This is a genomic window from Pseudomonas sp. On1, from assembly GCF_033783325.1.
The window spans coordinates 249,279-261,065 of the sequence record NZ_JAWPOA010000003.1 but is presented as its reverse complement, the minus strand read 5'-3'; the positions used below and the strand labels follow the sequence as shown (position 1 = coordinate 261,065).

Genomic DNA, 11,787 nt, shown 5'->3' with positions numbered 1-11,787 from the left:
TCAGTTGTTGGGGTCGCGGCGGCGGGTCAGGCGCAGGTAGAGAGCATCTTCTTCCTCTTCAAGGCCCAGGGCCATGCGGTTCATCCCCTCGACGTAACCCTCGCTGGCGATGGGTTCACGCAGGGGCTGGCCATCCTCGCCCAGCGGGCTGCGACCCAAGGCCTGGGTCAGCGCTTCGATCACCGGTGCTTCGAGCGCGCCGTCGAGGTCGTTGCCCTCAAGGTAGTCCATGCCGGTGTCCCAGCGTTTTCTGAGCATCTCGAACCGGGCTCTGTTCTCCTGGCGCAGCAGGCGTCGCCAACTTGGTTGCCGGGCGATCCACTGGCGGCGAGCCTCGGCGTCCCGGTCCCGGGCGTCGACTTCCTCCAACACCGCTTCCTCGGTCCACGGCGAGATTTCGGCCGTGTGGCGGTACAACATCGCCTGCTGGGGCTCGGGGAAGTCCAGGCGCCTGGCCAGGCCGGTACGCAGGGCCAAGCGTATCTCGATCAGGTCCAGGCCTTCACCGACGCCATTGTGCAGCACGTCGTCGGACAAGGTGTCAAAGCGATGCAGGGCTGGCAGCACGGGCCTGGCGCCACGCTCGGCCAGCGGCCGGGTGGCCCAGGCATCCCGAGCGCGCAGGGCATCTCGCCGAGCTACGCGGGCGTTGAACAGGTCCTGGGCCAAGGTGTTCACCTGGTCACGCCGGAACAGGCGCCGGAAGAACTGGAACAGTGGTGGGGTGGCGACCTCCGCGCCTGCGGACTCATCGTAGGCCATCACTTCGATCTGCAAGGTGCCGAAACCATCGGCGCCTGCATCGCCACAGCTCACCGGGAACTCATCGGCCACGTCGTCCAGGCGTGCACGAAGGCGAGTACTGGCGCTTGCGCGCTCGAGCAGTGCCCATACCTGGCGGGCAAATGCTCGGGGATGGCGATGGGCACTGGCCGACAGGCCCGCCTGTTCGACGACTTGGCGCAGGCTGGCATGCTCGTCTGCGTCGAATAGCGCTGCCCACATTGCCCGCTGTTGCTGGCTGGCGCTTTGCAACCAGTCGATTCGGCATGGTGACACGGTGCCGTCGATCCCCTCGACACGTTGTTCGACCGAAGCGCCGGCAATCTGCAGGCTTTCGCGGGTTGTCTCGTCCAACGGGTTGTCGTTGAACCGCCAGCGGTATGACGCACGCCTGGCCAACAGTTCACCCAGGAAGGGAGAGGACAACAGGGCGGGCAGCCCCGGTACCTGTTCGATGCCGTTATTGCTCAGGTCCACCACCCGCAGCATGCAAGGATTGCGCTGCATCAGGCCGCTCAACCCAGTAGGCCACAGGCGCAGTCGGCTGCTATCCAGGCGCAAGGTGGCGAGGTTGTCCAGGCCGGTCAGGTTGGGACTGGTGGCGAGGGGGTTGTTGCTCAGGAGCAAGTGGCGCAGTGGTCGCATCGAACTGAATAAATCCGCTGTGTCGGCATCCAGCGCAATACGATTGGCGCGTAGGTCCAGCGTTTCCAGCGGCAGTCCGGTGAGCATCCGCAGGTCAGGCAAGGTGAGCGTCAGCTGGTGATGTGGCATTTCCAGGATGCGCAGGTCCTGCAAGGTGGGGAGTACCTCATGGGCCACGGCGGGCAGCGCGCCCAGGCGCGTGCCACTCAAGCGAAGCTCCTGCAACCGTGGGGCGTGTCGCAATGCCTGCAGCACCGAGCTGGCGCTCAACTGGGAGCTGTTTCGCACATCGACGCGCCTGAGTGCCGGGAAGGCCTGCAGGAAGTCGGCGGGCATCTCGATCACATTGAGATTCTCCAGCGACAGCGTGGTGATATGGTCGAAGCGTGCCGTGAGTATCGGCAGGGCGTCGAGGGCGACATTGGAAAGACTCAGCATGTCGCCGTCCAGACGTTGCCAGGCCCGCACGAGCAGGTCTGCGGTCCTGGCGTAGCCCGCACCGACTTCGTCACCCCAGTCTTGGGTGCCTCTGTCGGTCCAGGCGTGCAGCTGTTCGCGCAGCGAGGACAGCTGGATGCGCAGCGCCTGTATCTGTTCGGCCACACCTGCGCGGACGCGCAGGGTGGCCAGTAACTGGCGCACCTCGCGACCATTGAGCCCCGGGTACAGGGCATGCAGCTCGCGCTCTGCCCGCGTGGCGAACAAACCGGGGCTCAGTGGATAGCCGTAACGCCCGTCGCTCAGGCGCAAAGGTGAGTGCCAGCCCGGTTGTGACGGTTGCTGACCGAGCATGCGTGCGGTCGCTGGGCGGTTGGCCAGGGCTGCGTGATAGCACTGTTCGGGCGTCCATTGCGGGTGTGCGGCCAACAGGCTGTCGCTGATCAGCCGGCTGTCGGCATTGGCCAGGCTGGGGCGATACAAGCCCAGGATCGCCCTGTCCAGCCGGCACCGGGCTTGCAACAGCCGCGCCTCTTCGGCCAACCGCAGGGGGACCCGCCCGCTGAGAAGGGCTTGCCGTTCGGCGCCGTTGGCGGTGGCCACCAGCTCTTCCAGTGCTTGCATGGGCAGTCCGGAGAACACGCGCCCGATCGTCAGCGCCGCAGCGCAACCCGGCGGGGCCGGGACTTGATGGAGGCTGTCGGCCTTGAGTCGCCGCAAGGCGTCCTCCAGTAGCGCGGGGGCGCGCCGGCCGTTGACGTGCATCTGCTCGAGCACGCCGCGCTCCAGGCCGGTGCTGTCGAATGCCGCAATCAGCTCCTCGTCGGTCAGCCCGTCGCCAAGCGGTCCCAGCCGGCGCATCAGTTTGGCCCGCCCCCAGTCTTGTGGTCGCTCGTGCGCCATGCGCCAGGCACCGCTGCCATTGCCGTACAGCGCTGGCTGATAGGCGCGAGGGTCGGCAGGGTGTACAACGCGCCATTGTCCCTCGAGGCCGCGGCGGATTTCGTGGAGCGTACCGTCCAGGTCGACGAAATGCCGGTCATCATGGTGAAAGATGCCTTGCTCGTCGGGCTCAAGGCCCGCCGGTAACTCCACCGGGCTGCGGTAATGCTCGAGTTCAGGGTGCCATAGCAGTTCCTGGCCCTCCAGCCACAGGCTTTGCATCCAATCGACGAACCCACAGGCCTGGGCCAGCTTGGTAACACCGGCGATGGCGGTCACGCTGCCCAGGTTGATCAGAAGCGACTCGACCTGGTTCACCGCTTGCGCGTTGTCACCCTCGGACCAGGCTTCGAAGCCGTGGAAAATACTCGCCATGACCTGGCCTGCGCCCACGGCCAGCATGGCGACATCCAGTCCGGGAACGAACATGGCCGCCACGCCGAGCACATTCAGGCCACGCTCGCGCCACAAAGCCAGGCGCTCACGCCGGGCCTTGGCATCGACGTCCGCCGTTGGCACCGCGATGCAGCGGGCGTCCTCCCGCAGGCGGTGTACGTGGTCATTGAACAGCTTCGGCCATACGGGGAAGCCGACAGCGACTTCATGGATCGCCAGTGCGGGGAAGCGGATGGGAGCGGGCGGATCCTGCTGCTGTAGCAAGGGGGTGGCCGGCAGGCCTTGCCAGGGATGTAGGCCTGGCTCGGTTTCGGCGAAAGCGGGAGACGGCGTTTCCAGCGGGCGCATGCCGCTCGCGGTGGCTCCGAACAGTCTGGCCCTGAGCTTGCTCGCCATGCCTGGGCGGTCCTTAAGGGCAACATGCTCCAGGAAGCGTTCGCGATAGGCGGGCTCCAGCAAGCGACGACGCAAGTACCTGCCGAAGGCCAGCAGGTTGTCGAACTCCTGCACCGGTCGCGCATGGTCAAAAGGCAAGTAGGCGATGCACGACGGCGTGGACTGGCCGCTCGATGTCAACAGCAACAGATCGTGCAACTGGGTATCGAGCATGCGCAACACCGCTACCCTGGCCGGTGCACCTCGGTAGCGCGGCATCGAACCGGTGCTACTGAGCTGTCGCACGGCCTGGAGGCCGTCGTCGGTCAGGTGTCCGCGCATCCGTGCGATCAACGCCTGTACGGTGAGCTCATGGCACCGGGCCTGACTCCACAGGGCGCACAACAGCGTTCTACGCTGACCACCGTAGATATCCTGCAGGTGCTCCTGGTAGCGCCGGCCCAGGTCGAGCAGACGGCAATGGGTGACAAACGCGGCAGTGCTCAGGCCGGGTAGTGCACTGCTGTCGTCGGCACTGACTTGCAGGGTGCTGTAAGGGCCGACCTCGGCCACGCCCTCGAAATTGTGCAGGGCCGCTTCGAGCAGGCTGGTGAGACTGGCGGTGCCGGCCGGTTCCTCGATCGTGGCCGGAGTGCTTGGGGCATGATGGGACGCGTCCGGGTCGGGGAATTCGCCACCCAGGCTCGACGTGAACGGCTGATGCCTGAACCGGGCCTGTGTCAGCGCCACCTGACTGCCCAGTCGTGCCTGCAGCAGCGGCTCGCAGAACTCGGTGATACCGCGCAAGTCTTGCAGTGCCTTGGCCAGAGCCAGGTGGCTCGTCGCGCGCTGCTTGATGGCCTGGCGCAACTCGGCCTGGCGGGCGGCCGGGGCCTGGGCGAACCAGGGGGCTGGCTGCCCGTCTTGCTGGATATGCTCGCGGTGGGCGCGCCGCAGCAGTCTGCTGACGTGGTGGGGGTGCAGGTGCCTGGTCCAGCCCGGCAGGCTGCGCAGGATCTGTTCCTGGTGGTAGGGCGGTTCGCTGTGGTGCATGGTCGCATTCCAAAAGTGGGAGCGGCCATTCAAGGGCAGTTAGCGGCGCCTGGAGCGGTACATGATTGCTGCTGCCACCAGGGCAATGGCTGACACGCCCACGGTCTTTTGCCCCACAAAGGCTGTGCTGTACCCACCGTCGGTCATTGACGCCAATGGCCTAGGGTGTCTTCGCAGGTCGGCTGCTATGGTCTAGGCAAAGCCTGATCGTGGAGCTTCGCCATGCCAGCTTTCGCCATACTACGCATCGACCATGTCGTCCTGCGCGTCAGCGACCTGACCCGCAGCCTGGCTTTCTATCACGAGCTGCTCGGCTGCCCGGTGCGCAAGCGTCGGGACACACTGGGGATGATCCACCTTGGCGCCGGTGACGGCCTGATCGACCTGGTGGCGGTCGACGGCCCGCTGGGGCGCCAGGGCGGCGAGGCGCCCGGCCAGTGTGGGCATAATGTCGATCATGTCTGCCTGCGCATCGAGCCGTTCGAGGAACAGGCGCTGAGCGCGCTGTTGCACGAGGCCGGTGTCAGGGTGGAGGCTGCCGAGAAGCGTTACGGAGCCGAAGGTGAGGGCATGTCGCTGTACTGCTTCGACCCGGACGGCAACCGGATCGAGCTCAAAGGGCCGCCATTACCGGGTTGAAGCCTAGGCGTCCGCCGTCCCCAGCAGCAACCCAACCTGCTGGCGCCTGGGCAAGCGTCGCACCACCAGTTGGTGCGAGCGGCGCAGCAGGTCGCTCAGCTCGTCGCGGCCCATGGGATAGGGCGGCAGCATGCTGATCCACTTTGCCCGTGCCAGGTACGGGGCCGGGCGGATTCCGGGGCGGTCGCAATAACCCAGGAACAGCTCGTCGGCCACCTTGAACGACAGGCCCGCGCCGCCCAGGTCCTGCACGGCGAACATCTTGTTGCCGGCCACCGAGAACACACGGATGCCACCCCACTTGTAGTCTTCCTGAGCGCCCGGCAGGGCCAGGCACAGCGCCGCCACTTGCTCCTCGGTCATCCTTTTCTCAGACATAACGCTCTCCACAGGCCTCGAACGAGGTTGCCAGGTGATCGATCCATGCGCGTACTGCTGGAAGCAGGCCGCGCCGATGCGGATAGACCGCCTGCAGGTAGCCGCCAGGCAGCGACCAGTCTGGCAGCAGGCGCACCAGTTCGCCACGGGCCAGTTCCTCCTCGCAGAACATCGACGGCAGGGCGGTAAAGCCCAGGCCGGCGCGTACCGCGGCATTGCGCACGACGAAGTCGTCGATGGCCAGGCGCGGCTCCAGGGCGACTTCCTCCTGCCGCCCGTTGGGGCCATGCAGGCGAAAATGCACCAGCCGGTCAGCCTCGGCAGCGCCCAGCACCGGCAGGGTCGCCAGTTGTGCAGGCTCGCGGATATGGTCGGCAAACCCTGGTGCGGCCACCAGTTGCATCTGCGCCTGGCGCAGGCGTCGGGTGACCAAGGCTGGGTCCTCATCGCCCAGGTCGCGCACGCGCAGGGCCACGTCGATGCCTTCGGAGATCAGGTCGACCCGGCGGTTGAGCAGCACCATGTCCAGTTGCACCAAGGGGTACTGGGCGAGGAAGCGGCTGATGATATCTGGCAGGAATGCATGGGCCAGGGCCACGGGGCACGAGACGCGCAGCCGGCCGCGGGGCTCGCTGGACATGCTGGCCACCACTTCATCGGCCATCTCCGCCTCCAGCAGCATGGCCTGGCAATGGTTCAGGTAACGCTCGCCCACGGCGGTCAGCTTGAGTTGCCGGGTGGTGCGCTGCAGCAGACGCGTGCCAAGACGCTCTTCCAGCTCGGCGATGCGCCGCGACAGGCGCGACTTGGGAATGCCCAGCTGGCGCCCGGCAGCAGCGAAGCCACCGGCTTCGACCACCCGGGCGAAGTAGAAGAGATCGTTGAGGTCTTGCATTTGATAGTCTCATTGTTCCATCAGTGGAACAAACTAACGCGTTTTTGCCGACTTATCAGCTATTCGATGTGCCGATAGGATTCTCTACATCGTGATCGCCCACCGCCGCGGTCTTCATTCACAGGAGAGTCCCATGAAACTGTTGCATATCGATTCGAGCATCCTGGGCGACAATTCCGCCTCCCGCCAGCTGAGCCGCGAAGTGGTCGAGGCCTGGAAGGCCGCCGACCCGAGCATCGAGGTGGTCTACCGTGACTTGGCCAACGATGCCATCAGCCACTTCTCCGCCGCCACCCTCGTGGCCGCCGGCACCCCCGAGGAAATGCGCGATGCCGCACAGGCTCATGAAGCCAAGCTCAGTGCGGAAACACTGGCAGAGTTCCTCGCCGCCGACGCGGTGGTGATCGGTGCGCCGATGTACAACTTCACCGTGCCGACCCAGCTCAAGGCCTGGATCGACCGCGTGGCGGTAGCTGGCCAGACCTTCCGCTACACCGAAGCCGGCCCGCAAGGCCTGTGCGGTGACAAGAAAGTGATCCTGGTGTCCACCGCCGGTGGCCTGCACCAGGGCCAGCCGACCGGTGTCGGCCATGAGGACTTCCTCAAGGTGTTCCTCGGCTTCATCGGCATCACCGACCTGGAAATCGTCCGCGCCCACGGCCTGGCCTATGGCCCTGAGCACCGCGCCAAGGCCATCGATGCCGCCCAGGCGCAGATCGCAGGTGAGCTGTTCGCCGCTGCCTGATTGTTGCCACCGATTCAAAGCCGGCTGTCGCCTCGTGCGCCAGCCGGCTTTTTTTCATCCAGTTTTCATGTGCCGCCAGCGCACCGGGTTCTATGCTGGCATCCATACCCGTGTACCGCGCAGTGCCTTGAACCTGGGAGCGCCCTGCGATGAAGCGAAGCAGCCTGCTGATGGCGCTATTCCTGCTGGGCGGCCTATTGGCCCGCGCCGATGCAGCGCCGTGGGTGGCCGGATTGCACCGGCTGACCCTGGTCGATCCGGTGGACGCCAAGCCCATGCAGGCCCTGGCGTTCTACCCCTCCAGCGGCGAGGCGCGCCCGGTACGCATCGAGGGCTACCAGACCCGTGTCGCCGAAGAGGCACCGGTAGCCATGGGCCAGTTCCCGCTGCTGGTGATCTCCCATGGAAACACCGGCAGCCCGATGGCCCTGCATGACCTGGCCAACGGCCTGGCCCGACAGGGCTTCGTGGTGGTGGCGGTGGTCCATCCCGGCGACAACAACCGCGACCATAGCCGCCTGGGCACCCTCAGCAACCTCTATGGCCGGCCGCTGCAGATCAGCGCCGCGATCACAGCGGCGCGAAACGACAGACTGCTCGCGCCGTACCTGAATGAGGGCAAGGTCGGGGTGATTGGCTATTCCGCCGGTGGCGAGACCGCGCTGATCCTTTCTGGCGCGCGGCCCGACCTTGAACGCCTGCGCCGCTACTGCGAGCAACGCCCAGGTGACGCCGACGCCTGCAAGACCCATGGCGTGCTGATCGCCGACCACAGTGAACTGGCGCCCCGCGCCGACGCCAGGGTGGGCGCGGTGATGCTGATGGCGCCGCTGAGCCTGATGTTCGGTCGCCACGCCCTGGCCGGCGTGCAGGTGCCGGCGCTGATCTACAGCGGCGACAACGACCAATTACTGGCCCTGGAGCACAACGCTGATGCCCTGGCGCGCAAGCTGCCGGTAACACCTGACTACCGCCTGCTGGCCGGTGCCGGGCACTTCGTGTTCATGGCCCCCTGCGACGACGAGCAACACCTGCGCATGCCGGTACTGTGCAAGGACGCCGAGGGTGTCGACCGTCGACATATCCATCGCTCGCTGCGCAGCGAGACTACCGCCTTCTTCAGCCAGGCACTGGGCGCACCGGAGCCCGCCGAACGTTCAGCCGCGGCGGGCCAGCAACAGGGTCAGGCCCACCCCTGACAGGGCGAGCAGGGCGGCGACGGCGAAGATCGAGGCATACCCTAGGTGTACTGCCACCGCGCCCATCACCGGGCCGGCGACGGCCAGCGCCAGGTCGAAGAACACCGCGTAGGCGCCCAGCCCGGCGCCACGGCTGCTGCTGGGTACCTGGCGGATTGCCTCGACTCCCAGGGCCGGGTACACCAGCGACAGGCCGAAGCCAGTCAGCCCGGCGCCGAGCATCGCCCACAGCGGCGAGGGCGCCAGCCACAGCATGGTCAAGCCCAGGACCTCGGTGGCCATGCAGGCGATGGCCACGTTGTAGCCGCCGAAGCGGTTGACCGCGTTGACGAACAGCAGCCGCGACAGGATGAAGCACAGGCCGAAGGCGCTCAGGCACCAGGCTGCGCCGACCCAGCCGCGCTCCAGATAGTACAGGGTGACGAAGGTGGTCAGGGTGCCGTAGCCGATCGATGCCAGGGTCAGCCCCAGGCCGCAAGGCGCCACCCGCCCGAACGCCGACCAGAACGGCAACCGTTCCCCGCCGGCTACCACGACCTCGGGGCGCGTGCGCAGCACCAGCAGGGCCGATAGCGCCGGCAGCAACAGCGCCGGGCCTAGCACGGCGAAGCTCAGGCTGTCCACCAGCAGCACGCCGGCCGGCGCTCCTATCGCGATGGCGCCATAGGAGGCGATGCCGTTCCAGGAAATGACCCGGGCGGTATGTTCCGGCCCCACCTGGCCGATCCCCCAGCTCAAGGTCGCGACGCCGATCAGCCCCTGGGCGATCCCCAGCAGCAGTCGGCCGCCCAACAGCAGCGCCAGGCTCAGCCAGGGCAGGGCGAGGGTCCAGGCTGAAAGCAGGGTCAGCACGCCGCAACCGGCGATGCCGTACAGGCCATAGCGGATGGCGCGCTTGCCGCCCAGGGTGTCAGCCACTCGCCCTGCAAAAGGCCGGCTGAGCAGGGTGGCCAGGTACTGCAGGCCGATGGTCAGGCCGGCGATCACCGCGCCGAAGCCCAGTTGATCGTGCACATGGCCAGGCAGCACCGCGATCGGCAGGCCGATGCAGAGGAAGGCGATGAAGGTGTAGAAGACGATCGAGAGGATCTGCAGGGTGACACTGGAAGCGTGAGGGGCTGTCATGGGCTCGTTCGCGGGCGGGCGGTGGGGCTGTGCCCATCATGGCTGCGGCGCGAGGGAAAAGAAAGCAGGCTAACTAATTAAACGCAGCGCGGGGCAAGCCCGCTCCTGCGAATGCCGCGAAGGCATTGCAGGAGCGGGCTTGCCCCGCGATGTAGATGACTCAGAGCTGGATCAGACCACCACACCCTGGCTGCGCAGGTAGTCGTCATAGGTGCCGCTGAAGTCCACCACGCCTTCGGGCGTCAGCTCGATGATGCGGGTGGCCAGCGACGACACGAACTCACGGTCGTGGCTGACGAACAGCAGGGTGCCCGGGTAGTTTTCCAGCGCCAGGTTCAGCGCCTCGATCGACTCCATGTCCAGGTGGTTGGTCGGTTCGTCCATCACCAGTACGTTGGGCTTTTGCAGGATCAGCTTGCCGAACAGCATGCGGCCCTGTTCACCACCGGAGATCACCTTTACCGACTTGAGGATCTCGTCGTTGGAGAACAGCATGCGCCCCAGGGTGCCGCGGATCACCTGCTCGCCGCTGGTCCACTGGCCCATCCAGTCGAACAGCGTCACGTCGTCCTCGAAATCGTGGGCGTGGTCCTGGGCGTAGTAGCCCACTTCGGCGCTGTCGGTCCACTTCACCGCGCCAGCGTCCGGCTTCATCTCGCCGACCAGGGTGCGCAGCAGGGTGGTCTTGCCGATACCGTTTGGGCCGATGATCGCCACGCGCTCGCCGGCTTCGATGGTGAAACTGAAGTCCTTGAACAGCACCTTGTCGTCGAAGGCCTTGGCCATTTTCTCGACGATCACCGCCTGGCGGTGCAGCTTTTTCGTCTGCTCGAAGCGGATGAACGGGCTGACACGGCTCGATGGCTTGACCTCGGCCAGCTGGATCTTGTCGATCTGCTTGGCGCGCGAGGTGGCCTGCTTGGCCTTGGAGGCGTTGGCCGAGAAGCGGCTGACGAAGGTCTGCAGCTCGGCGATCTGGGCTTTCTTCTTGGCGTTGTCCGACAGCAGTTGCTCGCGCGACTGGGTGGCCGCGGTCATGTATTCGTCGTAGTTGCCCGGGAACAGGCGCAGTTCACCGTAGTCCAGGTCGGCCATGTGGGTGCAGACGCTGTTGAGGAAGTGACGGTCGTGGGAAATGATGATCATGGTGCTGTTACGCGCCGTGAGGATCGTTTCCAGCCAGCGAATGGTGTTGATGTCCAGGTGGTTGGTCGGCTCGTCGAGCAGCAGCACGTCCGGGTCGGAGAACAGCGCCTGGGCCAGCAGCACGCGCAGTTTCCAGCCTGGCGCCACTTCGCTCATCGGGCCGAAGTGCTGTTCCAGGGGAATGCCCAGGCCCAGCAGCAGTTCGCCGGCGCGGGATTCGGCGGTGTAGCCGTCCATCTCGGCGAACTCGGTTTCCAGCTCGGCGACGGCCATGCCGTCTTCCTCGGTCATTTCCGGCAGCGAGTAGATGCGATCGCGCTCGGCCTTGACCTTCCACAGCTGCTCGTGGCCCATGATCACGGTGTCGATCACGGTGAATTCTTCATAGGCGAACTGGTCCTGGCGCAGCTTGCCCAGGCGGGTGTTGGGCTCGAGCATCACCTGGCCGCCGGACGGCTCAAGGTCGCCGCCGAGGATCTTCATGAAGGTCGACTTGCCGCAACCGTTGGCGCCGATCAGGCCGTAGCGGTTGCCGTTGTTGAATTTGACCGAGACGTTTTCGAACAGGGGCTTGGAGCCGAACTGCATGGTGATATTGGCGGTAGAAATCAAGTGCTTGTCCTGCGGGGGTTCCAGAGGTGTATTTAGGCCCTGTCATCAGTCTTGGGCCAATCTTGGGCCAGTTCGACTCGGGGCAGCAGCTTCTCCAGCTCCCTCCAGTCCGAGGAGGAGCTGATCCATTTCGCGTAGGTAGAGGGCAACATCTCGACGCCATGGCCGAGCTGGTTCGCGATGAACGCATAGGTCCATCCCAGCCATCAGGCACAGGGTTGCGTAGGTGTGGCGGGTGTCGTACTGCCGGCGCTCACGGATATCCAGCGCCATGAGCGCTGATTTGAATCGGCGGATTGTAACACTTGGCTCGTTGATCCACAGCCCACCTTTACTCGGTTGGAGCACAAATGGGCTGATAGGGTAGGCCGACCTTGAGGCCATCAGCCTCAAGTCGGCCAGGCGCTGCGCCTGTC

At 65.7% G+C, this 11,787-nt stretch carries 8 protein-coding genes and 1 pseudogene; 3 read left to right on the top strand and 6 right to left on the bottom strand.

Annotated features, from left to right (window positions below):
• Positions 1 to 4,632, bottom strand: a complete 4,632-nt coding sequence (locus R5C80_RS04570) for a dermonecrotic toxin domain-containing protein (protein WP_110604614.1) — start codon at positions 4,630 to 4,632, stop codon at positions 1 to 3.
• 222 nt (positions 4,633 to 4,854) lie between these two features.
• On the opposite strand from R5C80_RS04570, the gene R5C80_RS04565 reads away from it, so the two are divergent.
• Positions 4,855 to 5,271: a VOC family protein gene (locus tag R5C80_RS04565; RefSeq protein WP_038706200.1), complete on the top strand. Its 417-nt coding sequence runs from the start codon at positions 4,855 to 4,857 to the stop codon at positions 5,269 to 5,271.
• Positions 5,272 to 5,274: 3 nt separating this feature from the next.
• Here the strand turns inward: R5C80_RS04565 and R5C80_RS04560 are convergent, their stop codons facing one another.
• Together R5C80_RS04560 and R5C80_RS04555 are read right to left on the bottom strand one after the other, a co-directional pair.
• Entirely contained in the window at positions 5,275 to 5,649 is a 375-nt protein-coding gene (locus tag R5C80_RS04560; protein ID WP_031317135.1) for an MmcQ/YjbR family DNA-binding protein, read from the bottom strand.
• The gene (locus R5C80_RS04555; RefSeq protein WP_038706199.1) at positions 5,642 to 6,544 is read right to left on the bottom strand and encodes a LysR substrate-binding domain-containing protein; all 903 of its coding nucleotides are present in this window, start codon (positions 6,542 to 6,544) and stop codon (positions 5,642 to 5,644) included. Before R5C80_RS04555 ends, R5C80_RS04560 begins: the two co-directional genes overlap by 8 nt.
• A gap of 133 nt (positions 6,545 to 6,677) precedes the next feature.
• Between R5C80_RS04555 and R5C80_RS04550 the strand changes: the two genes are divergently transcribed.
• Both R5C80_RS04550 and R5C80_RS04545 read left to right on the top strand, forming a co-directional pair.
• On the top strand, positions 6,678 to 7,289 hold the full coding sequence (locus R5C80_RS04550; RefSeq protein WP_023631820.1) for an FMN-dependent NADH-azoreductase: 612 nt from the start codon (positions 6,678 to 6,680) through the stop codon (positions 7,287 to 7,289).
• Positions 7,290 to 7,438: 149 nt separating this feature from the next.
• Entirely contained in the window at positions 7,439 to 8,488 is a 1,050-nt protein-coding gene (locus R5C80_RS04545) for a dienelactone hydrolase (RefSeq protein WP_319049864.1), read from the top strand.
• Here R5C80_RS04545 and R5C80_RS04540 read toward each other — a convergent pair.
• From R5C80_RS04540 to R5C80_RS04955, 3 genes and pseudogenes are all read right to left on the bottom strand, one after another.
• On the bottom strand, positions 8,447 to 9,613 hold the full coding sequence (locus R5C80_RS04540) for an MFS transporter (RefSeq protein WP_319049863.1): 1,167 nt from the start codon (positions 9,611 to 9,613) through the stop codon (positions 8,447 to 8,449). The two genes, R5C80_RS04545 and R5C80_RS04540, sit on opposite strands and share 42 nt — an antisense overlap.
• Positions 9,614 to 9,784: 171 nt before the next feature.
• Complete coding sequence (locus tag R5C80_RS04535) at positions 9,785 to 11,371, bottom strand: ABC-F family ATPase (protein WP_023628643.1); 1,587 nt, start codon at positions 11,369 to 11,371, stop codon at positions 9,785 to 9,787.
• A 32-nt stretch (positions 11,372 to 11,403) separates the two neighbouring features.
• Positions 11,404 to 11,755, bottom strand: a pseudogene (locus R5C80_RS04955) (integrase).
• Between the last annotated feature and the right edge of the window lie 32 nt (positions 11,756 to 11,787).